Raw genomic sequence first — 25,144 nt, 5'->3', positions numbered from 1 at the left:
GGTACGGCGAGGAAGTCTCACCCGGCGACGGCCAGCACCAGCGGCAGCACCTCCGGGGCCCCGGCCCGGCGCAGCGCCCGCGCGGCGACCGTCATCGTCCATCCCGAGTCGACGACGTCGTCGACCAGCAGCACCGGCCCGTCCACCCCGGACAGGTCCGGCACGGTCGCGCTGTCGATCCCCTCCCACACCACGGCCAGGCGCTGGGCGGAGTTCTCGGTCGCCGCGGGGCGCTCGCCGGCGGGGGACAGGGTGCCGAGCAGCGGCAGCCTGCCGATCTCGGCGATCCGCCGGGCGAGGTGGTCGAGCTGGTGCGGGCGGGTGCGTGAGCCGATCCCGACCACGCCCACCGGGCGCTGTTCCCAGCCCCACCCGGCGAGCACCCGGACCAGCGCGTCGAGCACGTCGGCCGGCACCGGGTCGTCGCCGCCGGTCACGAGCTCGCGCAGCCGGGTGCCCCACCCGATGTCGGACAGCCGCCCGATCGCCCGGCCGGACGCGGCCTGCTCGCCCGCGCCGATCCTCCCGGACAGCGGGACCCCGATGTCCTTCATCCCGGACGGCCACATCTTCCGCGGCGCGACCTCGATCCCGGGCCGGGTCAGGCGCTCGGCGGCGGCCTGCTCGCCGTCGGCGGACACCTCGTCGGACCAGACGGTGCCGGTGCAGGTGTCGCAGCGCCCGCACGGCGTCGGGTCCGGGTCGTCGAGCTGGCGGCGCAGGAACACCAGCCGGCACTCGGTGGTCGCGATGTAGTCGAGCATCGCCTGCTGCTCGGACCGGCGGGCGGAGTTCACGCGCTCGTGCCGCTCGGTGTCGTAGACCCACTCCCGGCCGGTCGCGACCCAGCCGCCCTTGACCCGCTTCGCGGCGCCGTCGGCGTCGAGGACCTTGAGCAGCATCTCCAGCCGGGTGCGGGACAGGTCGACCCGGGTCTCGATCGAGGCGGTGGACTGCGGCCGGTCCGACAGCACGGCGAGGGTCTGACGGACCAGCGGCTCGGGCGGGAACGCCAGCGACGCGAAGTAGGCCCAGATGTCGCGGTCCTCGCGGCCGGGCAGCAGCACCACCTCGGCCCGGTCCAGCGCACGCCCGGCACGGCCGATCTGCTGGTAGTAGGCGACCGGCGAGGCGGGCGCGCCGAGGTGCACGACGAACCCGAGGTCGGGCTTGTCGAAGCCCATGCCCAGCGCGGAGGTCGCGACCAGGGCCTTCACCCGGTTCTCCATCAGGTCGGACTCGGCGGCGAGGCGGTCCTCGGGGTCGGTGCGCCCGGAGTAGGAGCGCACGGCGACGCCGCGCTCGCGCAGGAACTCGGCGACGTCGTCGGCCGCCTGGACGGTGAGCGTGTACACGATCCCGGCGCCGGGCATCTCGTCGAGCCTGGCCGCGAGCCAGGCCAGCCGCCGCGCCGGGCTCGGGAGCCGGACCACCGCCAGGCGCAGCGACTCGCGGTCCAGCGACCCGCGCAGGACCAGCGTGTCCTGCTGGTCGCGCCCCATGCCGAGCTGCTCGGAGACGTCGGTGACGACCCGGTCGTTCGCCGTCGCCGTCGTGGCCAGCACCGGGATCCCCGACGGCAGCTCGGCGATCAGCGTGCGCAGCCGCCGGTAGTCCGGGCGGAAGTCGTGGCCCCAGTCGGAGACGCAGTGCGCCTCGTCGACCACCAGCATCCCCGCGCTCGCCGCCAGCTCCGGCAGCACCCGGTCCCGGAAGTCGGGGTTGTTGAGCCGCTCCGGGGACACGAGCAGCACGTCGACGTCGCCGTTCGCGATGTCGGCGTAGACCGCGTCCCACTCGTCGGCGTTCGCCGAGTTCACCGTGACCGCCACGATCCCGGAGCGGATCGCGGCGTCGATCTGGTTGCGCATCAGCGCCAGCAGCGGCGACACGATCACCGTCGGCCCGGCGCCCTGGGCGCGCAGCAGCGCGGTCGCCACGAAGTAGACCGCGGACTTGCCCCAGCCGGTGCGCTGCACGACCAGCGCGCGGCGGTGCTGGGCGACGAGTGCCTCGATCGCCCTCCACTGGTCCTCGCGCAGCCGGGCCTGCGGGCCGGCCAGCTGCTGCAGGACGGTCTCGGCGCGCTCGCGCAGGTCGGTGCTCGATGCGGTGGTCACGGCACCCATGGTGGACCCGACCCCCGACAGCGACCCGACGCGGGCCACCGGGGTGTGAACCGGCCACCCGTCCGACGCGCGGCGGGCCGGGCGTGCAGGATGATCGCGTGTCGTCCGACAGCCCCGTCCACCGCCCGGTCTTCGGCTCCGTGGCGGACGTGACCGCCCGGCTCGCCGACGCCGGCTACCTGGCCTCGACGGCCGTCGCGACGACGGTGTTCCTCGCGGACCGGCTCGGCAAGCCGCTGCTCGTCGAGGGCCCCGCAGGCGTCGGGAAGACCGAGCTGGCCAAGGCCGTGGCCGCGGCGACGGAGTCCGGGCTGGTCCGTCTGCAGTGCTACGAGGGCATCGACGAGGCCCGCGCGCTCTACGAGTGGAACCACGCCAAGCAGCTGCTGCGGATCACCGCCGGGCAGCGCGGTGACGACGGCGCGGACTGGGACGCCACCCGCGACGACGTGTTCTCCGAGGAGTTCCTGCTCCCGCGCCCGCTGCTCACCGCGATCCGGCGCACCGACCCGACCGTGCTGCTGATCGACGAGATCGACAAGGCCGACGTCGAGGTCGAGGGCCTGCTGCTGGAGGTCCTGTCCGACTTCCAGGTCTCCATCCCCGAGCTGGGCACGGTCACCGCGAACCGGCGCCCGTTCGTGCTGCTGACCTCGAACTCCACCCGTGAGCTGTCCGAGGCGCTCAAGCGCCGCTGCCTGTTCCTGCACCTGGACTTCCCCGACGCCGACCTGGAGCGCCGGATCGTGCTCACCCGCGTCCCGGAGCTGACCGAACAGCTCACCGACGCCCTGGTGCGCACCGTGCGGGTGCTGCGCGCGATGGAGCTGCGCAAGGCCCCCAGCGTCGCCGAGACGATCGACTGGGGCCGCACCCTGCTCGCCCTGGGCCTCGACACCCTCGACGACGACGCCGTCCGCGCCACCCTCGGTGTCGTGCTGAAGCACCGCTCGGACGCCGACAAGGCCGCCGCCGAGCTGCGACTGAACTGAACGGCCCAGTCACGCACCGCTGATCGGCTGTCAAGATCTGCGCCCCTGTGGAGTGAAGATCGGATCGATCGGGGCACCGGGCGTAACCGGGACGGGTGGCGCGAGTTGTTCCGGTTACACGCTCCCCAGCGACCGGAGGTCCACCGATGACCGCCCTCCCGGAACTGCCCCGCACCGCCCGCCGCCTGCTGCGCGCCGGACTGGCCGCCGGTGCCGTGCTCGCGCTCGGGCTCGCCGCCGCAGGCACCGCGTCGGCGCAGGACGGCGCCCCGGACGCCGGTGTGCACCCGGGGGTCATGACCCGTACCGGACCCGAGGGTGCGCAGTGCACCGCGAACTTCGTCTTCACCGACGGGTCCGCGACCTACCTCGGGCAGGCCGCACACTGCGCGGGCACCGGCGGGTCCACCGAGGTGGACGGGTGCGAGGCCGGGTCGCTGCCGCTCGGCACCCCGGTCGAGGTCGAGGGCGCCGCCGCACCGGGGCGGCTCGTGTACTCCTCCTGGCTGAGCATGCAGGAGCGGGGCGAGACCGACCCGGACACCTGCCGGTTCAACGACTTCGCGCTGGTCGAGCTCAGCCCGGACGACGCCGCTCGCACGAGCCCCACGGTGCCCTTCTACGGCGGCCCGACCGGGGTGGCCGCCGACGGCGTCGCGACCGGCGGGATCGTCTACGGCTACGGCAACTCCTCGCTGCGCCAGGGCGTGCGCGCGCTGCGGCCGAAGACCGGCACCTCGACCGGTACCGGGGGCGGCGGCTGGACGCACACCGTCGTGACCGTCCCGCCCGGCGTGCCCGGTGACTCCGGCTCGGGCTACCTGACCGCCGACGGCCGTGCCCTCGGCGTCCTCTCGACGCTGAACCTGGCTCCGGCTCCCGGCACGAACGGCATCAGCGACCTGCGGAGGATCCTCGACTACGCCAACGGCCCCGGCGGCCACGGCGGAGCACTGCGCCTGGTCGAGGGCGACCGTCCCTTCACCCCGCAGCCGGTGCCGATCGACCCCGCCTTCTAGGCGGAGGACCCCCGCGGCGTGGGACCGCGGTGCACCCCGGCGCTCCGGTCGTGGCTCGGCGGCTCGACCGGAGCGCCGGTGTACGTGCTCGGCGACGACTCCGGCGGGGTCGACCCCGTCCGCACCCGGTACCCGAACCCGGCGCGACCACCGCGACCTACACCTGGAGCCTGGGGACGGTGGGCTGACCACCCTCGCTGATCACGCCCGCGTCACGCATGATGGACCGGTGACGATCCCGCCCGCCACCGCGCTCGCCCCGGAGCACGGCCTGCCCGGGCACCTCGTCGACTTCGTCTCCGCGCTGCGCCGCCACCACGTCGCGGTCGGCCCGGGGGAGACCGTCGACGCGGCCCGCGTGCTCGGCGCCCTGGACCTGCTGCACCGGGACCAGCTGCGGGAGGGGCTCGCCGCGGCGCTGCTGCGCCGCTCCGGGCAGCGCGGCACCTTCGACGCGCTGTTCGACCTGTGGTTCCCGCCCGCGCTGGGCGCCGGGTCGTCCGACGTCGACGTCCCGCGGATCGACGACGAGTCCGGGGAGGGTACCGGCCCGGTCGACGTCGACGCGCTGCGCGAGATCCTCGCCGACCTGCTCCGCGACGGCGACGAGGAGACCCTGCGCGAGCTCGCCCGCGCCGCCGTCGACGCGATCGGGACCTCCGGTGCCGCCGGGCAGGGCGTCCGCGGGCAGACGGCGAAGCCGAACTGGTCGGCCTACCAGGCGCTGGGCGCGCTGTCCCCGGACACGTTGCTCGCCCGGATCCTCGACGGGCTGCGGGAGGAGGGCGACACCGACTTCGTGTCCGAGGTCCGCCGCCGCGAGATCCGCGACCGCATCGCCCGGTTCCGCGACGTCGTCCGCGAGGAGGTCCGCCGCCGCACCGCCGAGCAGCGGGGCCGCGAGCAGATCGCTCGCACCACCACCCCCACCCAGACCGACCAGGTCGACTTCCTCACCGCGAACGCCACCCAGCTCGCCGACCTGCGCCGCACCGTGCAGCCGCTGGCCCGGCGGCTCGCGTCGCGGCTGTCGGCGCGGCGGCGCCGCTCGAACCGCGGCCGGCTCGACCTGCGGCGCACGCTGCGCCGGTCGATGTCCACCGGCGGCGTGCCGATGGACCCGGCGCACAAGGTGCGCCGCCCCGGCCGCCCCGAGCTGGTGCTGCTGTGCGACGTGTCCGGCTCCGTCGCCGGTTTCAGCCACTTCACGTTGCTGCTGGTCCAGGCGCTGCGCGAGCAGTTCTCCAAGGTGCGGGTGTTCGCGTTCATCGAGCGCACCGACGAGGTCACGCACCTGTTCGAACCCGGCGCGGAGCTGTCCGGGGTGATGCAGCGGGTGCTGCGCGAGGCCACGCTCACCGCGTTCGACGGGCACTCCGACTACGGCAGCGCGTTCGGCGACTTCCTGGAGCACCACGGCGACGCGCTCACCCCGAAGACGTCGTTGCTGGTGCTCGGCGACGGCCGCACCAACTACCGCGACCCCAATCAGCGGGCGCTGACGATGATGGCCGGGCGGGTCCGGCACGCGCACTGGCTCAACCCCGAGCCCGAGCGCAGCTGGGGCTCCGGCGACTCGGCCGCCACCCGCTACGGCGAGGTGCTCCCGATGCACGAGTGCCGTACCGCCGCGCAGCTCACCGACGTCGTCCAGGCGCTGCTGCCGGTCTGATCCTCCGGGCGATCATCCCGGGAGGGCTGACACCGGCGTCGTCGCGTCCTAGATTGCCGGGGTGCAGGAGATCACGGTCCGGGTCCTCGGCCCGCTCCGTGTGACGGCCGGCGGCGCGGCGGTCGAGGTCGGCTCCGGCCGCCGCCGCGAGCTGCTCGCCCGGCTCGCCGCGGCCGGCGGCGAGGTCGTCGCCGTCGACACGCTGGTGGAGGACCTGTGGCAGGGCGCCCCGCCCGCGCAGGCACACGGCGGGCTGCAGGTCCACGTCTCCCGGCTGCGACGGGTGCTCGAACCCGACCGGTCCCCGCGGGCGGTCCCGACGGTGCTGGTCAGCCGCCCACCCGGCTACGCGCTGGCACTCGGCCCCGACGGGCTCGACGCGCGCGCCTTCACCGACCTCCTCGACCGCGCCGCCGAGGCCGCACCGGACCGGGCCGACGCCCTGCTCGGCGAGGCCCTGGCGCTGTGGGACGGTCCCGCCTACGCCGAGTTCGCCGACGCCGCCTGGGCGCGCGCCGAGGCCGAACGCCTCGACGAGCTGCGTCAGGTCGCGCTCGAGCGACGGGCCCGCGCGCGGCTGCGGCTGGGCCGGGCCGACGCCGTCGTCCCGGACCTGACGTCGCTGGTGGGGGAGCACCCGCTGCGCGAGGACGCGGTCGGGCTGCTGGCCGTCGCGCTGTACCGCACCGGCAGACAGGCCGACGCGCTGGCCGTGCTGGCCCGCACCCGTCGCCTGCTCGCCGACGAGCTGGGAGTCGACCCCGGCCCCGGGCTGCGGGCGATCGAGGCGGACGTGCTCGCCCACCGCGACCCCGGCGGCGACCCCGGCGGCGACCCCGGCGGGGGAACCGGCGTCGGTCCCGCCAGCCGCACCGACGCGCCCGCGTCCGGGACCGCGCCGCGCCCGCCCGGACCGGCCGACACGTCCCCGCGGACCCCGGCCCTGCTCGGACGGGCGGCCGAGCTCGGCAGGCTCACCGCCGCCGCGGAGCGGGCCCGCGGCGGTGGGCAGCTGGTGCTCGTCGCCGCCGACGCGGGCGCGGGCAAGTCCACGCTGCTCGCCGCGTTCGCCGCCGCCGCGACCGCCGACGGCTGGACCGCCGTCACCGGCCGCTGCCCGGAGATCGACGGCGCCCCGCCGGCCTGGGCGTGGCGGGAGATCGTCGACGCGCTCGTCACGGCGCACGACCCGCCCGCCGACCTGGTCGAGCGGCTCGCCCCGCTGCGCTCCCCGGCCGGGCCCGGCGGCGCCGAGGTCACGTTCTGGCTGGCCCGGGCGGTGGTGGAGCTGCTCGCCGTCGCGGGGCGGGAGCGGCCGCTGCTGCTGGTCCTCGACGACCTGCACCGCGCCGAGTCCGAGACCCTCGCCCTGCTGCGCGCGGTCGTCGCCGGGGTCGCGGAGCTGCCCGTGCTCGTCGCCGCGGGCCTGCGCCCGGCCGAGGCGGGCGCCGAGCTGCAGGCCGCGCTCGCCGCCCTCGCCGAGCCCACGGCGGACCGCATCGAGCCGGCGCCGATGACCGCGGGCGACGTCGCCGGGATGCTGGACCGGCACGGCGTGCCCGCCGCCGCGCCCGAGCTGGTCGCCCGGATCACCGAACGGACCGGCGGGAACCCGCTCTTCGTCCGCGAGCTGGCCCGCCTCGTCGCCGCCGAGGGCCCGTCCGCCGCGGCCGACGCCGTCCCGGCCGGGGTCCGCGAGGTGCTGCGCCGGCGCCTGGCCCGGCTGCCCGCGACGACCCGCACCGCGCTGGCCCGGGTCTCGGTGCTCGGCCGCGACCTGGACACCGACGACGCCCTCGACCTCGCCGCCACCGCCGACGGCGTCGACCCGCTGGACGCCCTGGAGCCCGCGGTGCTCGGCGGGATGCTGCTCGAACCCGGGCCGGGACGGCTGCGGTTCTCCCACGACCTGGTCCGGGACACCCTCTACGGCGACATCCCGCAGCTGCGTCGCGCCCGGCTGCACGCCGCGGCCCACGCGATCCTCACCCGCAGGCGGCCCGACGACCCGGTCCCGCTGGCCCACCACGCACTCGCCGCCGGGTCCGCCGTCGAACCGGACCGTGCCCTGGCCGCGGTCCGTGCCGCCGCCGCGGCCGCCGCCGGGTTCGGCTCGCACCGCGAGGCCGCCCGGTTCTACGGCCGCGCCGTCGAGCTCGCCGGACGGGCCGGGACCGGCGTCGACGACGAGCTGGCCCTGCGCTGCGCGCTGGTCGCCGAGCTCGCCCGCGGCGGCGACGGCCACACCGCCCTCATCGAACGCCGGACCGCCGTCGACCAGGCGACGGCCGCAGCACCGCAGTGGCTCGGCGCCGTCCTGACCAGCTACGACACCCCGGTCAGCTGGACCATCCGGCCGGGCCAGAACATCGACGCCGAGCTGATCGACCTCATCGAGACCGAGCTCGCGGAGACCCCGCCCGACGCCGTCGACCGGCGGGTGCGGCTGCTCGCCGCCCTGGTGTTCGAGATCGAGGGGCACGACGACGACCGGGTCCGCTCCGCCTCGGCGGAGGCCATGGCGCTCACCGGGCGCGGCGTCGACCCGCTGCTGCGCTGCCGGGCGCTCAACGCCCGGTTCTTCGCCGTCCTCGCCCCGGACCTGTGGCACGAGATGGCCCCGGTGGGGGAGGAGCTGGCCGAGCTCGGCGGCCGGGCCGGGCACGCCGGCTACCGCACGCAGGCCCACCACCTGCAGCTCATGGTCGCCGCCGGCAGCCACGACCTCGACGCGGCGACACGGCACGCGGAGGCCGCCGTCGCCGGGGCCCCGGGCGGGCAGCTGGAGTTCACGCTCGGCTGGGCCTACATCTTCTCGGCGCTGCGCGCACTCGTCGCGGGGGAGCTGGGCACCGCCGAGGAGCGCTACACCGAGCTCGCGACCCGGCTGGTCGGTGCCGGCCAGGTCAACGGGGCGCTGATGGGGCTGCTCGGGAGGTTCGTCGTGCGGCACGACCAGGGCCGCCTCGGGGAGCTGGCCCCCGAGCTCGAGACGCTCCGCGACGCGCTGCCGCCGACCTTCGGCGACTTCCTCGCGCTGGCCCACCTGCACGCGGGCGACCCCGTCCGGGCCCGCGAGATGTGGGCGCCGGACGCGGAGCTGGCCCGCAGCTACTACTGGCTGATCTGGACCTGCGTGCGCGCCGAGGTGGCGGTCGGCCTGGCCGACCGGGACGTCGCCGCGCGGTGCCGGGAGCAGCTGCGCCCGTGGACGGGAACGGTGGCGGGGCTGTCGTCGGGCACGATCGCGCTCGGGCCCACCGACCTGGTGCTCGCCGGTCTGGAGGGGCTGCTCGACCCGGCAGGCGGCGGCCGGGTCCACCACCTGCGCGAGGCCGAGCGGGTCGCGGCGGAGCTGGGTGCCCCGGTGTGGCGCGACCGCGCCCGGCGGCTGCTCTCGGCGGCCGGCGCCGACCCCTCGACGGCACCGGCTCCCGGGGCTCAGGACGTGCCGAACACCAGCGCACAGCGCCTGCGGTAGCCGCCGCGCAGCAGGCGCTCCAGCAGCACGACCACCGGCCCGGCCTCGCGGCGCATCCCGGCCCATTCCTGCGGGGTGGTCACCGCGACGATCCGCGGCAGCATGAACCGCAGGCCCGGCCCGGACTTCTGCACCTGCGCGACGACGGCGTCCCAGTCGTCGGCGGGCACGTGGCGCTCGATCACCGGGAACAGGTCGCGCTCCTCGGCGTCGAGGTGCTCGTCGATCTCGTCGCGGACGACGGCGAGCCGGTCCGCGAGTACGCCCGCCGCCCGCGCCCGGGCCGGTCCCTGCGCCGCGGCGACGACGGCGGCCGCGGCCTCCCGCACCGCGGCGAGCAGCGGGTCGAGGCGGCCGTGGTCGTCGCTGAGCTCGTCCAGGTCGACGGCGTGCCCGGCGTGCCGGGCGATCACCGGCCAGGCGATGTCGTCCTCGGCGGTGTGGTGGCCGTGGATCTCGTGCTCCAGCTGCTCCAGCCAGGTCCGCAGCGCGCGGGCGCGCCGGTCCGGGCAGGGCGCGCCATCGGCGATCGCGCGGGCGGCGTCGGCGAGCCGGTGCAGGTCGACCCGCATGACGCGGTGGGCGAGGGTGATGCCGACCAGGTCGGCGGTACGGGTGTCGCGGGCGGTGGTCACCGGGATCTCCTACGGGTTCGGGGCGGTCGGTCTCGACACCGCAGACCGTGCGCCCACCCGCCGGCCGGGGACTTGCACCTCACTTGTGCCACCGTTCGCCGGGTCTTGACCGGTCGGCCAACCAAGAGTAGACCGGAGGCATCCCCACAGGGACCTCACAGGAGAAGGTGACTGACGATGGCTGGGACCACTGGTCGTACCTGGCAGCGGTGGCAGGACTGGGCCGCTCTCGTGATCGGTGTGCTGACGGCCCTCTCGCCTCTCGTGACGACGACGAACGCCGCCGCCGCGTGGACGATGGTCGTACTGGGCGTGGTGCTCGCCGCCACGTCGCTCTGGTCGCTCGCCGTGCCCGGCTCGGTGGCGAGCGAATGGGTGCACGGTGTGCTCGGCGTGCTGCTGTTCCTCGCCCCCTGGGTGATGGGCTACAGCGCGCTGACCGGGGCGTCGTGGACGTCCTGGGTGGCGGGCGTCCTCGCGGTCGTCGTGGCGGCCTCGGCGCTGCCCGCGGCGAACGCGGAGCACCGCACGCTCGCCACGCACTGACCGTCCGGCAGCACGACGACCAGGTGAGGGGCCGCGACCCGGAGGGGTCGCGGCCCCCGCCGTGTCCGGGGGAGGATCGCACCGTGGACCCCGAGTTCGACCCGGACACACCCGCCCGGGACCGCATCCTCGACGCGGCCGAGGGGCTGTTCGCCGAGCACGGCTTCGACGCGACGCCCACCTCGCGCATCGCCGAGCGTGCCGGGGTGCCGAAGGGGCTGGTGCACTACTACTTCCGCCGCAAGCCCGACCTGCTCGAAGCACTCGTCGAACGGCTCCCGCACCCGGTGCGCGGGGCGGACGTCGCCGTCGCCGGGGACGTGCTCGCCGGGCTGCGTGCGCTGGTCGCCGCGCTGGACCGGGCGCTCGACGCGTCCTCGGTCCTGTCCCACCTGCTGTGGCGCGAGGCCGACACCCACCCGGTCGTCCGCGACGCGCTGCTGCGCCGCTCCGGCGAGCTGGAGGACGCGGTGCACGAGGTGCTGCACACCGGCGGCGGGGCACCGGATCGGATCCGCGGCGCCGCCCGGCTGCTGGCCGCGGCGATCGGGCACCGCTACGCTCTGGACCGGCACGGCGACGACGCCCGCACCGACATGGAGGCCGAGCTGTCCTTCGTGGCCGCGGGCCTGTAGCGGCGCCCCGGAGCGGTGGTCAGGGCCAGGGGCGCCAGGGCGCGCCGGACTCCTCGTAGCGCGGGACGGTGTGCCTGCGGTCGGCGAGCCGGTGCAGCGCGTGTGCGGCCCACGTCCGCCATCCGACCAGCGCCAGCACGACGACGATCAGCCCGGCGGTGAGCGGCCCGGCCCAGCCGAGCGGACCCGAGGCGTTGACCGCGGCCATGACCAGCGGGCCCAGCAGCGCGAACACCGCGCCCGCGACCTGCGGGAGCCGGGCGTCGGCGAGCACGTCGACGGCGATCAGCCTGCGCTGCTCACCGTCCGGGGTGCCTCCCGAGCGCAGCACCTTCCGTGCGGCCGCGCGGTCGCGCACCAGTCCCATGTCCGGCCCGCGGGCCGGGGTGACCCGCACCGGGATCCGCGACGCCGACAGCCACAGCAGCACCACGCCGAGCAGGCTCAGCAGCCCGCCGACGACGATCGCGGCCAGCAGGTGGTCGGCGCGGGCGTGCACGTCGGTGGTGATCGAGTAGACGACGCCGAACCACGCCGCCGCGACCCCGGCCGCGACCCGGCCGACGACGACGGCCCGCAGCGACGGCGGTCGCACGGTCGGCCACGGCCCGGCCGGCGCGACGGCTGCGGCCGGCTCGCCGGGCCGGTCGCCGGGACGGCTCTCGGGCACCGGCGGCGCGGGCGGGGCCAGCACCGGGCCGGGTGCACCCGGGGGCGGCGGGGCCGCGGGCTCGTGCGGCGGCCGACGTCCGCCGGGCGCGGGCGGAGGGGCCGGGGGACCGGGCGCGGGGGAGCGGGGGCCGGCGTCGCGGTCGGCCCGGTCGCCGGTGTCCGGAGCACGCATGGCCGCGACGCTACCCGCGGGTCGGGGTGCTCCGGCCGGGGTGTCGGTCCCGCGCGACGGGTGCGGCCCCCGGGGCGCCGAACGAGCGGTACGGATCACGCGGAGTCGACCAACCGGTCAGGTTAGGCTCGCCTTCCTAGCTCGAAGGAGGCTCCCGTGCCGCTCGCCGCAGCACCCCTGTCCGCCCGCTCCGTGAGCCGTCGCGGCGTCCTCGCCGGCGCCGCCGGTCTGCTGGTCCTCGCCGGGTGCGGGACCCGGACGCAGGACGGGCAGGGGACCGACGGTGCGGCCGCGGAGGGTTACCCGGTGACGGTGCGGCACGCGCTGGGCGAGACGGTCGTCCCCGACCGGCCGCAGCGCGTCGTCACGCTGAGCGCGGCGAACACCGACGTCGCGCTGGCGATGGGGGTGCTGCCGGTCGCGATCCCACGCACCGTCTACGGCGGCGACGCCGAGGGCGTGCTGCCCTGGGTGCGCGACGCGATCACCGCGCACGGTGGCGCGTTCCCGCAGGTCATCGGCTCCGACGACCTGTCGGCGACGCCGACCGAACAGGTCGCCGCGGCCCGGCCGGACCTGGTGCTGGCCACCTACTCGGGGCTGACGCAGGCCGAGTACGACCAGCTGTCGGCGATCGCCCCGACCGTCGCCTACCCCGACGCCCCCTACTCCACCGGCTGGCAGGACCAGACCCGGATCGCCGGTCAGGTGTTCGGCGACCCGGCGCGGGCCCGGCAGCTGATCGACTCCACCGGGCAGCGCCTGCGCACCGCGACCCAGCGGTATCCGCAGCTGGCGGGGGCCACGTTCGTCTACACCGGGGGGATGGACTCCGGGACGCTCGGCGTCTTCCGGGCGGGCGACGTCCGCGTCCAGCTGGTCACCGACCTCGGGCTCACCCTGGCGCCCTACGTCGAGCAGAACGCCCCGGGCGGTGGGGAGGTCTACTACACCGTCAGCGGTGAGCTGCTCTCGCGCGTCGAGTCCGACCTCGTCATCGGCTTCTTCGCGACGCCGGCCGAGGAGCAGGCCTTCCGGAGCGCGCCCGGCGTCGGGCTGCTGCCGGCGATGGCCCGTGGCGGGTTCGCCCCGGTCGTCGGGGCCGACCGGGTGGTGGCGAGCTCGGCGCCGTCGGTCCTGTCGATCCCGTGGGTGCTCGACGCGTACCTGCCGATCCTGGCCGCCGCCGCCGCTCGCTCGCGCGGCTGATCCGGTCACCCACCTGCCGTAGTCGACATCTGACTATCAGTTATCTTCGCAGGTGACGCGAACGGGTGAATGCGCGTTGCGGGCGCGGTCGCCCCTCGTTGAGTGGGCAAGACCGTTTGCGACGGTCTAACGACCAACCATGGAGGTTGTGAGATGCGGAAGTCCGTTCGCGGCGCGCTCGTCGGCGCAGCGCTGCTCCCCCTGGCCGTCGCGGCGCCCGCCGCGGCCTTCGCCGGCACCACCGGCTACGACGAGGGTGGCAAGGACAAGGGTCACTCGAAGCACGAGGGTGACAAGGACAAGGGCCACCACAAGAAGCACGGTCACCACAAGAAGTGGGACCACAAGAAGCACGACGACAAGAAGCACGACCTCGCGCTGCCAGCCCCGCTGGACAGCGTCGTCGACATGATCACCGGCGCCACCGGCGGCGACCTGCCGTCGGCGCCGGCGACCCCGGTCGGCTGACCGACCCCGGTCCCGTGACGGGCCGGTCCGGACCCTCGAGGGGTGTCCGGACCGGCCCGTCCGCCGTTGCGGGGCCGGTGTCGTACGGGCGGGTCAGATCACCGGCGCCGGGTCCTGCGTCGGTGGGTCCTTCAGGATCGTGTCGCCCTTGACGAACCACGCGACACCGAACGCGAGGATCGCGACGGCCTCCAGCCAGAACAGGGTGTGGAACCGCTCGGCGACGGCGTCGGGCACCAGTGCCGCGTCCAGTGCGGCCAGCACGAGGCAGGTCACGATCGTCGCGCCGCAGACCCGGTAGACGAGGTTGCGGGCGGCCTTGCTCCGCGTCCCGGATCCGCCGCGGGTGAACAGGACCAGGCAGAACCAGGCCAGGCCCGCGAAGAACACCGTCGCCGCGGCCAGGTGGAGGTACCCGACGACGGTCGCCGCCGCCGTCGCCGCGCCGTCGGGCCGGGTGGGCAGCAGCGCGACGGCGATCGCCGCCGTCCCGGTGATGTTGGCGAGCCGGTTGTCCGGCCGCTCGTAGCGGTAGCAGAAGAGGAACACGCCGACCGCGCACAGCGAGCCGACGAACACGTCGCGCATCGGCGAGTAGTAGTAGCGGCTGATGGAGTCCCGCAGCCCGTCGCCGCCGAGGGTCAGGTCGCCCGCCACCAGCACGAACGGGAGCAGGATCCCGATCACGCCGACGGCACGCCGCAGACCCAGGTAGGACAGCACGGCACCGTCGGCACGCGAGGACATGACGAAGATCGTCGCAGAGACGTCACTCGAACTCTCGTTCGATCCGGCGTAGCGTCCGGGGGGTGGACGTCGGTGGGCAGGCCTCGCTCTTCGCGACCGGGGGTGCGGCCCCGGCGTACCGGCACGAGCTCACCGCCGGGGCGTGGGTCGACGTCGCGGTCGGCTGGGCCCCCGATGCGGACGAGCTGTTCGCGCTGCTCCGCACGACCGTGCCGTTCCGCGGCCACCGCCGCCGCATGTACGACCGCGTGGTCGACGAGCCGCGCCTCACCCACCGCTGGGTCCTGCCCGACGACGCGGTGCCCCACCGGCTGCGCGAGATGGGCCGGACGCTGGGGGAGCGCTACGGCCACGACTTCACCCAGATCGGCGTGAACCTCTACCGCGACGGCGCCGACGGCGTGGCCTGGCACGGCGACCGGGTCGCCCGCGAGCGGCCCGAGGCCGTCGTCGCGCTGGTCGCCCTCGGCGCGACGCGGCCGCTGCGGCTGCGCCCGGCCGGCGGCGGCGCGTCGGTGTCGTTCCCGCTCGCCTCGGGCGACCTGCTGGTCATGGGCGGGACGTGCCAGCGGACCTGGCAGCACAGCGTCCCGAAGGTGGCGTGCAGCGGTCCGCGCATCAGCGTCCAGTTCCGCCACCTGTATCCGGGGATGCCGCCGGGTGGGCGACCGACATAGTCTGCGTCGATGCAGCGCAAGATCGGCGTGATGGGCGGGACGTTCGACCCCGTCCACCACGGCCACCTCGTCGCCGCCAGTGAGGTGGCGGACCGCTTCGCCCTCGACGAGGTGATCTTCGTACCGACCGGGAGACCGTGGCAGAAGACCGGCCGCGACGTCTCGCCGGCCGAGGACCGCTACCTGATGACGGTCATCGCGACGGCGTCGAACCCCCGGTTCTCGGTCAGCCGCGTCGACGTCGACCGCGACGGCCCCACCTACACCGCGGACACCCTCGCCGACCTGCACGACGCCATGCCCGACGCGCAGCTGTTCTTCATCACCGGCGCCGACGCGCTCCAGCAGATCCTGTCCTGGCGCAAGGTCGACGAGCTGTTCCGCTACGCGCATTTCGTCGGCGTGACCCGGCCCGGGTACGAGCTGGCCGACGGGCACCTGCCCCAGGGGTCGGTGACGACGGTCGAGGTGCCCGCGATGGCGATCTCGTCCAGCGAGTGCCGGGCGCGCGTGGGTGCGGGGAGGCCGGTCTGGTACCTCGTGCCGGACGGGGTGGTGCAGTACATCTCCAAGCGCAGTCTCTACCTGAATCCGGACGTCTGACCTGCGGTTCCTCCCACCGGCCCTGTGCTCGAACGGCTCCGTACGGGGCTCGCCGGTCTGTGGGTCGGTCCAGCGGACCCGCCTGCGTCTCCCGCGGCCGTGGCGCCGCTGTCCACGTCGTCGTTCGGCGATGGCGAGTGCGATCTCCCGTGCGGCGTCGTCGACCGCGCGGTCCTCATCGACGTCGACGCTCACGGTGGCCCGCCACCTCCGTGAGGACCGGTGCGGCGAGCTCGACTGCGAGCAGCAGGTCATGGAACCGGTGCGGCCGGCCCAGGGTCGCGCGGGTCGCGAGCCGTCCGATCCCCCCGAGGGCCATCAGCCCGGCGAGAAGCCGCATGCGGTCCAGGTTCGGTTCGTCGTCGGCCACGGCGTCGAGCCAGGCGACTCCGTAGCCGGCGAAGACAGGCCCCATGAAGCGGACGTGCGAGTCGACCGTCGCGTCGTCGGTCATGCCCGGCTCCCCGCGTGTTCCGCCGACGAGCTGGATCCCACCGATCGCGATGCATGCCCACCCGGTCAGACGTCCCACGGTTCGCAGCGTCGACATGAGGTGATCCTGGCACGAGCGGCGGCAGTGGTCGGACCGGATATCGACGGACCGTGGGGGGAGGCGGGCGTCAGCTGTCCAGGACTGTGCCCGATGTCGACGATCGCAACGGGGTCGATGTACCTGGCTCTCTCATAACTCGCGGACGAGCCGGGCCGGGTTCCCTGCGACGAGAACGCGGTCGGGCACATCCCGCGTCACAACGCTTCCTGCCCCGACCACGGCATCCGCCCCGATGGTCACGTCAGGGCAGACGATGACCCCGGCGCCGAGCCAGGTGTTGCTCGCGATGCTGATGGGGAGAGGACGTTCCCATCCCTCGCGACGGCGGTCACGGTCGTCGACGGGGTGCTGTGCCGTGAGGAGTTGGGTGCGCGGTCCGATGCGGACGTCATCGCCGATGGTGATGGCGGCGTCGTCCATGAAGAGGGCGTCGTGGTTGACGAAAGCGCGGTCGCCGAGCGAGATGTGGGTGCCGTAGCTGCACAGGAAGCGGGGCAGTACCACCACGCCGCCGCCGACGTGTCCGACGATGTCGCGGAGGAGCATGGCGCGTTCGTCGTCGTCATCGGCGCCGGTCGCGTTGAACCGGTCGAGGAGACGCCAGCAGCGACGTCGGTGCTCGGCCAGGTCGGGTTCGTCGAGGTACCAGTCGTTGCGGAGCATGCGTTCCTTGTGCTCGCCCACGCTTCTGATCCTGCGTCCCGAGGGCCTTCGGGTACAAATCCGGTACATGCCGGCCCGGCCGGCGAGGCCCGACGACGACCGGTCACCACCACGGGGCCGGGGACCGCCGGGTGGACGGGAGCTCGGCCGGCCTGTCGGTGCGCCGGGTGTGATCGCCACGGTGGAGGTGCCGGTGCACCTCTGCACCGTGCCCGGGGAGGAGTGCGGATCCTGCCCCATCCACCCCGGGCGACGACGAGGTCCCGTCGATCAGTACAGGAGTGCTGTGCGCGCCCCACGCGAGCGCGCTCAGGTACTGATGGACAGGCGACCGGCCGGCCACGCGGCGGGCCTGAACCGGGGTGCGGGTTCAGGTCCGCTGCAGCTCCAGCACCGGGATGGTCCGCTCGGTCGAGCGCTGGTACTCGCCGAACTGCGGCTCCAGTGCGACCTGGCGGGCGTAGACCTCGTCCCGCTCGGGGCCGGTGACCTCCCGTACCCGCACGGGCAGGGTCTCGGTGCCCAGCTCGACGCGGGTGTCGGGGTTCGCCAGGAGGTTGTGGTACCAGTCCGGGTTGGTGTCGGCGCCGCCCTTGCTGGCGAAGATGACGACCCGCTCGCCGTCGAGGAGCGGAACCAGGGGCGCGATCCGCTCGGTGCCGGACCGGGCTCCCGTGTGGTGCACCAGCAGGAGCGGCTTGCCCTCGAACATGCCGCCCGCCCGTCCTCCGGTCTCCCGGAACTCCTCGATCACGGCGCGGTTCATCGCCGCCAGGTCGAACGGGGCCGACGCGTCACTCATCTCGTGCTCCTCCAACGGGTGTCCGGCGCCGTCCGGCACCGCTCCGGTCAACCTCGCCCCGTCGTCGGTCATTTCGGCGGTCCGCAACCCGATCGACGGGCCCGGCCGCGTCGGACACCCGGGACCCGCGCAGGCCCTGGTCCGAGTGAGTGCCGGACGGGCTCGTGTGCCGGTTCCACCGCGAGGCGGCCGACGCGGACGGGCGACCGGTCCACCGGCGGTCGGACGGGTCGTGGGACGCCGGTGGCTCGACGGTGCCGGCTGGTGCGTCGTCGACGGCGAGGGCCGGCCGAACGGGTGGCCGGTCGGCGCACGGGCCCGGGGGAACCGCTATCCGGCCGCCTCCATGGCCATGTCGCTCCCGCGCCACTCCGCCGCCAGCTCCTCCAGTGGCACCCCGAGCGCCTCGCCCAGGCACACGATCGTCCCGAACCCGGGCGACGGCAGCCGTCCGGTCTCGAGCTTGCGCAGCGTCTCGGGGGAGATGCCGGCCGCCCGCGCGACGTCGACCGGGTCGCGGTCGCCCCGGGCCCGGCGCAGCAGCGCGCCGAGACGGCGGCCGGCCTCGATCTGCTCGGGCGTGAGGGGCTGACGGACCATGTATCGAGCGTAGGGTCGGTATTACTGTACCGGCAAGCCGTGACGGTCCGGTATAGTAATACCGTGATCGAACTGAAGACACCGGCCGAGCTCGACCGGATGCACACGACCGGCCGGTTCGTCGCCGAGGTGCTCACCGAGGTCGGCCGGATCGCCGACGTCGGTGTGAACCTCCTCGACATCGAGCAGCACGTACGCGGCATGATCGCCGAACGCGGCGCCGAGTCCTGCTACTGGGACTACGCCCCGTCCTTCGGGCGCGGCCCGTTCCGCAACGTCATCTGCCTGTCGGTCAACGACGCCGTGCTGCACGGGCTCCCGCACGATTACGTCCTGCGCGACGGCGACGTCCTCAGCGCCGACATCGCCGTCAGCATCGACGGCTGGGTCGCGGACTCCGCCCGGACGGTCGTCGTCGGCACGACGGCCGACGAGGGCGACCTCCGCGTCATCCGGGCCACCGAGGACGCACTGGAGGCCGCGATCGACGCGGCCCGGCCGGGCAACCGGCTCGGCGACATCTCCGCCGCCATCGGCGGGGTCGCCCGCGACTACGGCTACCCGGTCAACACCGAGTTCGGCGGGCACGACCTCGGCCGCACCATGCACGGCGACATCCACATCCCGAACGCCGGGCGGGCCGGCCGCGGCCTGACCCTGCGACCGGGGCTGACCCTCGCACTCGAGCCCTGGTTCGCACGGACCACCGACAAGATCGTGTTCGACCCGGACGGCTGGACGATCCGCTCCGCCGACGGCTCGCGCACCGCGCACTCCGAGCACACCGTCGCGATCACCGAGGACGGCCCCACGGTGCTGACCCGCCGCGGGCAGGACTGAGCGGCCCGTGCGTGTCGCCCTCGACGCACTGACCGTGCCGGTCCCGCCGACCGACGCCGAGCGGACCCGGGCCTTCTACCGTGCCCGTCCGGCGGGCCGCGGCCCCGCGGACGCCGACGAGCTGCGCGCGGTCCGGGCCGCGGCCGCCACGCCACCACCCGCGGTGCCGCCCGCGGTGGGGGACACCGCCGTCGCCGACGGCCGTCGGGTGCCGGTGCGGATCTGCCGCCCGCCAAGCACGGCGCGCGGGGTGCTCCTGCAGATCCACGGCGGCGGCTTCTACCTGGGCTGCGCCGCGCGGGACGACGTCGGGAACCGGGCGCTGTCCGACGCGCTCGGCGTCGCGGTCGTCGCCGTCGACCACCGGCTCGCCCCGGAGCACCCCTGGCCCGCCGCCCCCGACGACTGCGCGACCGCGGCCCTGTGGCTGCTCGACCGGGCGCCGGAGCTGTTCGGCACCGACCGGATCGCGTTCACGGGCGTCTCCGCCGGGGCCACCCTGGCCGTGACGACGCTGCTGCGGCTGCGCGACCGCGGCCTGGCCGACCGTGTCGCCGGGGCCGAGCTGCGGTACGGCACCTACGACCTGAGTGCCCGCACCCCGGCCGGTCGCCGCATCGCCGAGGAGTACTTCCTGCGCGCCTACGCCGGCCACGTCGCCGACCGGACCGTCCCGGACCTCTCCCCGGTGTTCGCCGACCTCACCGTCCTGCCGCCGCTGCTGATGACGGTCGGTACCGACGACGTACTGCTGGAGGACAACCTCGCGATGGCCGCCCGGCTCGCGACGGCCGGGGTCGAGGTCGACCTGCGCGTCCACCCGGGCGTCCCGCACGGCTTCGCCGGGCACGACACCCCGGTCGCCGCAACCGCGCTGCGGTACGCACGGGACTGGCTGTCCGCCCGGATCGACGGCGCGTCCCCGCCGGCCGGCGTGTGACGACCCGACCCCGCACACCGTGCCGCAACCTCGCAGCCACTGCGGGGGCTGCGAGGTCCGGGAAGCCTCTGCGAGGTGCGACGCCGCGACCCGACCGATCACGGTGAGTCATGCAACGCGTGTTCCCGGTCTACGGAAAGTGAGCCCGGTGGGCGGACGTGAGCCACCGTCCGCGACATCGATCTTCCTGCGGCACACGAGAGACGGGAACGCAGTGCCTGCGACCCGGCCCCGCGCGTTACCACCGTATGAACTCCGACGACCTGACCGTGCCCATCCTCGACCCCGCCCAGCTCGCCGAGCTGCGCCGCAGCACCGACCCGGCCCCCGCCGCGGCGCCACCGAACGCCGCGGCCTGGCTGCTGATGACGGTGCTGGGACTCGGCATCGTCGTGACGATGCTGGGGCTCGTCGTCGCCTGGAGCTGAGCACGGCCCGGTCGGGATCTTGTGCCACGCGTCACAAGGGAGAAGAGTCGTCCCGGTCCGCGTCTTCGACGGAGCAGGAGCGTGACAGCAGTGACGACCGGGACGACAGCGCAGCCGACGGCGATCGAGAATCCCTACTACACCCATGAGTTCCACGGCGACTACGACCTCATCAGCCTGGGAGAGTTCGCGCTGGAGGAGGGCGGGGTGATCCCCGACCTGCAGCTCGCGGTGGCCACCTTCGGCACGCTGAACGCGGCGAAGGACAACGCGATCCTCGTGACGACCTGGTACTCGGGCACGCACCAGATCTTCCGCGACGTCTACATCGGTCCGGACCACGCGCTGAACCCGGAGCGGTACTTCATCGTCGTGGTCAACCAGATCGGCAACGGTCTGTCGACCAGCCCGCACAACGCCTCGGGCGCCAACGCGGGCATCGCGATGTCGAACTTCCCGCACGTCCGCATCGGCGACGACGTCCGGGCCCAGGAGCAGCTCCTGCGCGAGCACTACGGGATCGACCGGCTCGCGCTGGTCGTCGGGGGCTCGATGGGCGCGCAGCAGACCTACGAGTGGATGGTCCGGTTCCCGCAGAAGGTGCGCCGCGCCGCGCCGATCGCCGGGACCGCGCAGAACACCCCGCACGACTTCCTCTACACGCAGGCCCTGGTCGAGGCGATCACCTCCGACCCCGGCTTCGCCGGCGGCGACTACCGCAGCAACACCGAGGTCGAGGCCGGGCTGAAGCGGCACGCCGGCATCTGGGCGGTGATGGGGTTCTCCACCGAGTTCTGGAAGCAGGAGGTGTGGCGCGCCCTGGAGTTCGAGTCCCGCGAGGCGTTCATGGCCGGCTTCCTGGAGCCGTACTTCACCGCGATGGACCCCAACGACCTGCTGTGCATGGCGTGGAAGTGGCAACGGGGCGACGTCGCCCGCCACACCGGCGGCGACCTCGCCGAGGCGCTCGGGCGCAACGAGTCCGTCGCCCGGGTCATCCCGATCAACGAGGACATGTTCTTCCCGGTCCGTGACCACGAGGCCGAGCTGGAGCTGACCCCGCACGCGACGATCCGCGTCGTCGACGACCTGCTCGGGCACCTCGCCCTGTTCGGCGTCGCGCCCACCTACATGCCGCAGATCGACCAGTACCTGCAGGAGCTGCTCGACAGCCCGGCGTGACCACGGACCCGGACCGTCCCCGACCCGCCCGTTCGGGGACGGTCCGGCGCACTCCGGACACATTCGTGGCAGATACTGCCAATAAATCGTAGGCTGGGGTTCACCACCACGACCCCAGGAGTGTCGATGACCCTCGCCACCGAGCGTCCCCGCCTGCCGTTCACCCGACCGAACCTGCTCGACCTCGCGCCGTTCTACGAGGTCCTGCGCCGCGAGGCACCGATCGCGCCGGTGACCACCCCGGCCGGGGACCCGGCCTGGCTGGTGACCCGGTTCGCCGAGGTCCGCGAGCTGCTCGGGGACAAGCGGTTCGGCCGGTCGCACCCGGAGCCGGAGAAGGCGTCGAGGATCAGCACCGCCGCCGTCCAGGACGGGCCGACCGGCACCTACGAGAACGAGGCGGAGGAGCACGGCCGGATGCGCCGGCTGCTCACCCCGGCGTTCTCCGCCAAGCGGATGCGGACGCTGTCCGGGCACGTGCAGGAGCTCGTCGACGGCTACGTCGACGCGATGGTCGCCGAGCACGACGCCGCGGGCCGGGGTGCCACCGTGGACCTGCACACCCACCTCGCCTTCCCGCTGCCCGTCGCGGTCATCTGCTCGCTGCTCGGCGTCCCCGAGTCCGACGGCGAGTACTTCCGCGCCCTGTCCGACCGGATGGCCACCTTCTCCGGGGAGGACGCCCACGCCGCCCGCGAGGAGTTCGGCCGCTACATGGCCGGGCTCGCGGAGGGCAAGCGCGCCGAGCCGGGCGAGGACGTCATCACCGACCTCGTGCAGGCCCAGGCCGAGGACCCCGGGTTCGGCTACCCGGAGATGGTCCGGCTCTGCGTCGGGCTGCTGTTCGCCGGCCACGAGACCACGGTGAACCGGATCGGGCTCGGCATCCTGTTCCTGATGACCAACCGCGACGAGTGGGACAGGCTCGCCGCGGACCCGGACGGCCGGGTCGACGCCGTCATCGAGGAGGTCATGCGCCTCGGCGCGCCCGGCGACCTGGGGCTGCTGCGCTACGCCCACTCCGACGTGGAGATCGCCGGGGTCACCGTCGCGCGCGGCGACGCGGTGATCCTCTCGGTCAACGCCGCCAACCGCGACGTCGACGTCTTCGACCACGCCGAGACCTTCGACCCCGACCGCACCGAGCGCGGGCACGTCGGCTTCGGCCACGGGCCGCACTTCTGCATCGGCGCGAGCCTGGCCCGCACCGAGCTGCGCGCGGTGTTCGCGACGCTCGCCCGCCGCCTTCCCGGGCTGGACCTCGCCGTCGGCATGGACGAGCTCGACGTGCGCACCGACCACATCACCGGCGGCGTCCGCAGCCTGCCGGTCCGCTGGTGAGGGAGGGGACCGCGATGAAGGTCGAGGTCGACCAGCACGCGTGCGTCGGCTCGGGGCAGTGCCTGCTCACCGCCCCGGACGTGTTCGACCAGCGCGACTCCGACGCCGTCGTCGAGCTGCTCACCGACACCCCGCCGGACGGACAGGAGCAGGCCGTGCGCAACGCGGCGCGCGGCTGCCCGGCGTCGGCGATCACCGTCGTCGACGGCTGAGCGGAGCGATGAGTCCGGGACGCCTCCGCGGTCGACCCCGGTGTACGACGCACCGACGACCGTGGAGGCACCTCCCGTGCGCACCCTCGCGATCACCCAGAACATCACCCTCGACGGCGCCGTCGAGTTCCTCGGCGACTGGTTCGACCCGACCGCCGGGTCGGGAGGAGACGACGGCGGCGACATGCTGGCCGAGCTGCACCGCCAGGACTCCGCGTCCGACGCGACCCTGCTCGGCCGTCGCACGTTCTGCGACTTCCGCGGCTTCTGGCCCGCGCAGACCGACGACGCCACCGGCATCACCGACTACCTGAACCAGGTCGACAAGTACGTGGTGTCCTCCACGCTGACCGACCCGGAGTGGCAGAACTCGACGATCCTGTCCGGGGACCCGGTGGCCGAGGTGGCGGCGCTCAAGGAGCAGCCGGGCACCGACATCGTCCTGACCGGCAGCATCACGCTGTGCCACACGCTCATCGCCGCCGGGCTCGTCGACGAGTTCCGGCTCTTCCACCACCCCGTGGTCCAGGGTGCCGGCCGGCGGCTGTTCCCCGACGGCTGGAACGCCGAGGGGCTACGGCTCCTCGACGCCCGCTCGTTCGGTGGTGGGATCGTCTACACCGCTCACGCGCCGCGCTGAGCCGTCCGCGCTGCCAGCAGCTCCCGGCCCGGGCCGGACAGCTCCGCGACCGCGTCCGCCCGCCCCGCGGCGGCCATCAGCAGCGCCTCGGCGGGCCCGGCGACCTCCGGCCCGTCACCGTGGCGGAAGTCGAGGTCGGTCGCGACCAGCCGCAGGCCCGCGACCCGCCTGCGGGCGCCCAGCGGCGGTGCCGTCATCGTGAACGGCAGCGCGGCGGCGAGGCGGTCGGCCGGGACGCTGCGGTGCAGCCCGAGCGGGCGGCGGATGTCCTGGTGGTGGATCAGGGCGTCGGTGAGCCCGATCCGCCCGCCGAAGGCGGCGGTGACCCCGCGTGGACGCAGATGCGCCCGTACGGCCGCCACCACCTCGGTGACCGGGCGATCGGCCCACTGCGCGACGACGAGGTCGTTCGGGTCGCGGCCGGTGGCCCGGGCCCGCACCACGGTGCCGAGGAACCCGCGCAGCCCGGCCACGTCGTAGCCGATCAGGTGTGCGACGACGTCGCGCACCCGCCAGCCGGCGCACAGCGAGTCCGACACCCACTGGCCGGGCGTGAGGGTGTCGAGCAGGCCGGCCAGGTCGGCGCGCTCCGCGGCGGCGAGGTCGTGCACCGGGCCGCGCCTCACTGCGCCGTCTCCTCCCGGGAGGCGGCCCGCTCGACGCGGTGCCGCACGTACCGCGACACCACCAGCCCGCCCACGACGGCGACGATCAGCCCGATCCAGGAGAACCGCTTCAGCCAGGTCTCGGCGACGATGCCGAGCAGGTAGATCAGGGCGACCGTGCCGCCCGCCCACAGCACCGCACCGGTGGCGTTAGCCGCGAGGAACGCGGGATAGCGCATCTTCATCGTCCCGGCCAGCGGCCCGGCCAGGATCCGCAGGATCGCCACGAAGCGGCCGAACAGCACCGCCCACACCCCGTGCCGGTCGAAGATGCGGCGGGCGACAGTGAGGTGGGCCGGGCCGAGGTGCTTCGGGAAGCGACGGCCGAGCCGGTCGAGCAGACCGGTGCCGTAGCGGCGCCCGACCGAGTAGCCGATCGAGTCACCGACGATCGCGCCCGCCGTCGCCGACGCCGCGACGGCGACCGGGTCGATGTGGGACCCCGGGCGCGCGGCCAGCAGCGCCGCGCCGACCAGCACGATCTCGCCGGGGAGCGGGACCCCGATGCTCTCCACCCCGACCACACCCGCGCACAGGAAGTAGATCGCGAGCGGGGGGATCGCCATCAGGAGCATGTCGACGTGCACCACTCCATCATGCACACGTTCCGGTGGTGCGGTG

Annotated in this window: 27 protein-coding genes; 17 read left to right on the top strand and 10 right to left on the bottom strand. The window is 74.5% G+C overall.

The features are described 5' to 3' along the window. Positions 1–17 precede the first annotated feature (17 nt). Positions 18–2,129, bottom strand: coding sequence for a RecQ family ATP-dependent DNA helicase (locus tag AC0GKK_RS06810; RefSeq protein WP_405418448.1), 2,112 nt, complete (start codon positions 2,127–2,129; stop codon positions 18–20). Between the two features lie 98 nt (positions 2,130–2,227). On the opposite strand from AC0GKK_RS06810, the gene AC0GKK_RS06805 reads away from it, so the two are divergent. The 4 genes from AC0GKK_RS06805 to AC0GKK_RS06790 all read left to right on the top strand — a co-directional run bounded on the left by AC0GKK_RS06805 (position 2,228) and on the right by AC0GKK_RS06790 (position 9,293). After that, entirely contained in the window at positions 2,228–3,121 is an 894-nt protein-coding gene (locus AC0GKK_RS06805) for an AAA family ATPase (RefSeq protein ID WP_476654213.1), read from the top strand. Between the two features lie 146 nt (positions 3,122–3,267). Further along, a complete protein-coding gene (locus tag AC0GKK_RS06800) occupies positions 3,268–4,140 on the top strand; it encodes a serine protease (RefSeq protein WP_357457836.1) in 873 nt (290 codons plus the stop codon). Positions 4,141–4,369: 229 nt separating this feature from the next. Beyond that, complete coding sequence (locus tag AC0GKK_RS06795; protein ID WP_489883410.1) at positions 4,370–5,812, top strand: vWA domain-containing protein; 1,443 nt, start codon at positions 4,370–4,372, stop codon at positions 5,810–5,812. 61 nt (positions 5,813–5,873) lie between these two features. Continuing rightward, on the top strand, positions 5,874–9,293 hold the full coding sequence (locus AC0GKK_RS06790) for an ATP-binding protein (RefSeq protein ID WP_489883409.1): 3,420 nt from the start codon (positions 5,874–5,876) through the stop codon (positions 9,291–9,293). On the opposite strand, the gene AC0GKK_RS06785 is transcribed toward AC0GKK_RS06790, so the two are convergent. Then, entirely contained in the window at positions 9,254–9,928 is a 675-nt protein-coding gene (locus AC0GKK_RS06785; protein WP_208825159.1) for a hemerythrin domain-containing protein, read from the bottom strand. The genes AC0GKK_RS06790 and AC0GKK_RS06785 overlap by 40 nt on opposite strands. 177 nt (positions 9,929–10,105) lie before the next feature. Between AC0GKK_RS06785 and AC0GKK_RS06780 the strand changes: the two genes are divergently transcribed. Further along, entirely contained in the window at positions 10,106–10,474 is a 369-nt protein-coding gene (locus AC0GKK_RS06780) for an SPW repeat domain-containing protein (protein ID WP_062401380.1), read from the top strand. A gap of 83 nt (positions 10,475–10,557) precedes the next feature. After that, positions 10,558–11,109 carry a TetR/AcrR family transcriptional regulator gene (locus AC0GKK_RS06775; protein WP_489883408.1) on the top strand — a complete coding sequence of 184 codons (552 nt, stop codon included), beginning with the start codon at positions 10,558–10,560 and terminating at the stop codon, positions 11,107–11,109. Positions 11,110–11,128: 19 nt separating this feature from the next. Here the strand turns inward: AC0GKK_RS06775 and AC0GKK_RS06770 are convergent, their stop codons facing one another. Next, on the bottom strand, positions 11,129–11,953 hold the full coding sequence (locus AC0GKK_RS06770; RefSeq protein ID WP_489883407.1) for a hypothetical protein: 825 nt from the start codon (positions 11,951–11,953) through the stop codon (positions 11,129–11,131). A 156-nt stretch (positions 11,954–12,109) separates the two neighbouring features. On the opposite strand from AC0GKK_RS06770, the gene AC0GKK_RS06765 reads away from it, so the two are divergent. Both AC0GKK_RS06765 and AC0GKK_RS06760 read left to right on the top strand, forming a co-directional pair. After that, the gene (locus AC0GKK_RS06765; protein ID WP_489883406.1) at positions 12,110–13,162 is read left to right on the top strand and encodes an ABC transporter substrate-binding protein; all 1,053 of its coding nucleotides are present in this window, start codon (positions 12,110–12,112) and stop codon (positions 13,160–13,162) included. Between the two features lie 153 nt (positions 13,163–13,315). Further along, entirely contained in the window at positions 13,316–13,630 is a 315-nt protein-coding gene (locus AC0GKK_RS06760) for a hypothetical protein (protein ID WP_100880087.1), read from the top strand. Positions 13,631–13,723: 93 nt separating this feature from the next. Here AC0GKK_RS06760 and AC0GKK_RS06755 read toward each other — a convergent pair whose 3' ends face one another. Further along, entirely contained in the window at positions 13,724–14,377 is a 654-nt protein-coding gene (locus AC0GKK_RS06755) for a DUF998 domain-containing protein (RefSeq protein ID WP_489883405.1), read from the bottom strand. A gap of 62 nt (positions 14,378–14,439) precedes the next feature. On the opposite strand from AC0GKK_RS06755, the gene AC0GKK_RS06750 reads away from it, so the two are divergent. Together AC0GKK_RS06750 and nadD are read left to right on the top strand one after the other, a co-directional pair. Next, positions 14,440–15,054, top strand: coding sequence for an alpha-ketoglutarate-dependent dioxygenase AlkB (locus AC0GKK_RS06750; RefSeq protein WP_357546230.1), 615 nt, complete (start codon positions 14,440–14,442; stop codon positions 15,052–15,054). Between the two features lie 9 nt (positions 15,055–15,063). Beyond that, entirely contained in the window at positions 15,064–15,657 is a 594-nt protein-coding gene (gene nadD / locus AC0GKK_RS06745; RefSeq protein WP_062401391.1) for a nicotinate-nucleotide adenylyltransferase, read from the top strand. Positions 15,658–15,832: 175 nt separating this feature from the next. Here the strand turns inward: nadD and AC0GKK_RS06740 are convergent, their stop codons facing one another. The 4 genes from AC0GKK_RS06740 to AC0GKK_RS06725 all read right to left on the bottom strand — a co-directional run bounded on the left by AC0GKK_RS06740 (position 15,833) and on the right by AC0GKK_RS06725 (position 18,275). Further along, positions 15,833–16,207 (bottom strand): DUF4345 domain-containing protein, encoded by a 375-nt coding sequence (locus tag AC0GKK_RS06740; protein WP_489883404.1) that lies wholly within the window; start codon positions 16,205–16,207, stop codon positions 15,833–15,835. Positions 16,208–16,339: 132 nt separating this feature from the next. After that, positions 16,340–16,894 carry a sugar O-acetyltransferase gene (locus AC0GKK_RS06735; RefSeq protein ID WP_476654221.1) on the bottom strand — a complete coding sequence of 185 codons (555 nt, stop codon included), beginning with the start codon at positions 16,892–16,894 and terminating at the stop codon, positions 16,340–16,342. Between the two features lie 349 nt (positions 16,895–17,243). After that, complete coding sequence (locus AC0GKK_RS06730) at positions 17,244–17,675, bottom strand: nitroreductase family deazaflavin-dependent oxidoreductase (RefSeq protein ID WP_489883403.1); 432 nt, start codon at positions 17,673–17,675, stop codon at positions 17,244–17,246. A 330-nt stretch (positions 17,676–18,005) separates the two neighbouring features. Continuing rightward, positions 18,006–18,275, bottom strand: coding sequence for a helix-turn-helix domain-containing protein (locus AC0GKK_RS06725; RefSeq protein ID WP_208825176.1), 270 nt, complete (start codon positions 18,273–18,275; stop codon positions 18,006–18,008). 63 nt (positions 18,276–18,338) lie between these two features. Here AC0GKK_RS06725 and map point away from each other — a divergent pair, with 63 nt between their 5' ends. The 7 genes from map to AC0GKK_RS06690 all read left to right on the top strand — a co-directional run bounded on the left by map (position 18,339) and on the right by AC0GKK_RS06690 (position 23,858). Beyond that, positions 18,339–19,115, top strand: a complete 777-nt coding sequence (gene map / locus AC0GKK_RS06720) for a type I methionyl aminopeptidase (protein WP_489883402.1) — start codon at positions 18,339–18,341, stop codon at positions 19,113–19,115. 7 nt (positions 19,116–19,122) lie between these two features. Then, entirely contained in the window at positions 19,123–20,055 is a 933-nt protein-coding gene (locus AC0GKK_RS06715) for an alpha/beta hydrolase (protein WP_489883401.1), read from the top strand. Positions 20,056–20,303: 248 nt separating this feature from the next. Then, positions 20,304–20,483, top strand: coding sequence for a hypothetical protein (locus AC0GKK_RS06710; protein ID WP_405418430.1), 180 nt, complete (start codon positions 20,304–20,306; stop codon positions 20,481–20,483). 81 nt (positions 20,484–20,564) lie between these two features. Beyond that, positions 20,565–21,665 carry an alpha/beta fold hydrolase gene (locus tag AC0GKK_RS06705; RefSeq protein WP_251784686.1) on the top strand — a complete coding sequence of 367 codons (1,101 nt, stop codon included), beginning with the start codon at positions 20,565–20,567 and terminating at the stop codon, positions 21,663–21,665. 126 nt (positions 21,666–21,791) lie between these two features. Further along, positions 21,792–23,006: a cytochrome P450 gene (locus AC0GKK_RS06700; RefSeq protein ID WP_405418429.1), complete on the top strand. Its 1,215-nt coding sequence runs from the start codon at positions 21,792–21,794 to the stop codon at positions 23,004–23,006. A 14-nt stretch (positions 23,007–23,020) separates the two neighbouring features. Continuing rightward, the gene (locus AC0GKK_RS06695) at positions 23,021–23,218 is read left to right on the top strand and encodes a ferredoxin (RefSeq protein ID WP_062404434.1); all 198 of its coding nucleotides are present in this window, start codon (positions 23,021–23,023) and stop codon (positions 23,216–23,218) included. A gap of 76 nt (positions 23,219–23,294) precedes the next feature. Then, the gene (locus tag AC0GKK_RS06690; RefSeq protein WP_346105387.1) at positions 23,295–23,858 is read left to right on the top strand and encodes a dihydrofolate reductase family protein; all 564 of its coding nucleotides are present in this window, start codon (positions 23,295–23,297) and stop codon (positions 23,856–23,858) included. Here AC0GKK_RS06690 and AC0GKK_RS06685 read toward each other — a convergent pair. Both AC0GKK_RS06685 and AC0GKK_RS06680 read right to left on the bottom strand, forming a co-directional pair. Beyond that, positions 23,843–24,484: a maleylpyruvate isomerase family mycothiol-dependent enzyme gene (locus AC0GKK_RS06685; RefSeq protein ID WP_251784683.1), complete on the bottom strand. Its 642-nt coding sequence runs from the start codon at positions 24,482–24,484 to the stop codon at positions 23,843–23,845. The genes AC0GKK_RS06690 and AC0GKK_RS06685 overlap by 16 nt on opposite strands. Next, positions 24,481–25,110: a DedA family protein gene (locus AC0GKK_RS06680; protein WP_405418426.1), complete on the bottom strand. Its 630-nt coding sequence runs from the start codon at positions 25,108–25,110 to the stop codon at positions 24,481–24,483. The genes AC0GKK_RS06685 and AC0GKK_RS06680 overlap by 4 nt, the downstream gene beginning before the upstream one ends. Between the last annotated feature and the right edge of the window lie 34 nt (positions 25,111–25,144).

The organism is Pseudonocardia sp. P-1 (assembly GCF_058111925.1).
The sequence above is the reverse complement of the archived record's forward strand: the minus strand, read 5'-3'. Positions and strand labels throughout refer to the sequence as shown.

Coding starts and splice junctions, on each gene's coding strand:
- AC0GKK_RS06770 (WP_489883407.1), bottom strand. CDS start 11,953: ATGCGTGCTCCGGACACCGGCGACCGGGCCGACCGCGACGCCGGCCCC.
- AC0GKK_RS06810 (WP_405418448.1), bottom strand. CDS start 2,129: ATGGGTGCCGTGACCACCGCATCGAGCACCGACCTGCGCGAGCGCGCC.
- AC0GKK_RS06730 (WP_489883403.1), bottom strand. CDS start 17,675: ATGAGTGACGCGTCGGCCCCGTTCGACCTGGCGGCGATGAACCGCGCC.
- AC0GKK_RS06695 (WP_062404434.1), top strand. CDS start 23,021: ATGAAGGTCGAGGTCGACCAGCACGCGTGCGTCGGCTCGGGGCAGTGC.
- AC0GKK_RS06740 (WP_489883404.1), bottom strand. CDS start 16,207: ATGTCGACGCTGCGAACCGTGGGACGTCTGACCGGGTGGGCATGCATC.
- AC0GKK_RS06755 (WP_489883405.1), bottom strand. CDS start 14,377: ATGTCCTCGCGTGCCGACGGTGCCGTGCTGTCCTACCTGGGTCTGCGG.
- AC0GKK_RS06760 (WP_100880087.1), top strand. CDS start 13,316: ATGCGGAAGTCCGTTCGCGGCGCGCTCGTCGGCGCAGCGCTGCTCCCC.
- AC0GKK_RS06800 (WP_357457836.1), top strand. CDS start 3,268: ATGACCGCCCTCCCGGAACTGCCCCGCACCGCCCGCCGCCTGCTGCGC.
- AC0GKK_RS06780 (WP_062401380.1), top strand. CDS start 10,106: ATGGCTGGGACCACTGGTCGTACCTGGCAGCGGTGGCAGGACTGGGCC.
- AC0GKK_RS06710 (WP_405418430.1), top strand. CDS start 20,304: ATGAACTCCGACGACCTGACCGTGCCCATCCTCGACCCCGCCCAGCTC.
- AC0GKK_RS06700 (WP_405418429.1), top strand. CDS start 21,792: ATGACCCTCGCCACCGAGCGTCCCCGCCTGCCGTTCACCCGACCGAAC.
- AC0GKK_RS06725 (WP_208825176.1), bottom strand. CDS start 18,275: ATGGTCCGTCAGCCCCTCACGCCCGAGCAGATCGAGGCCGGCCGCCGT.
- nadD (WP_062401391.1), top strand. CDS start 15,064: ATGCAGCGCAAGATCGGCGTGATGGGCGGGACGTTCGACCCCGTCCAC.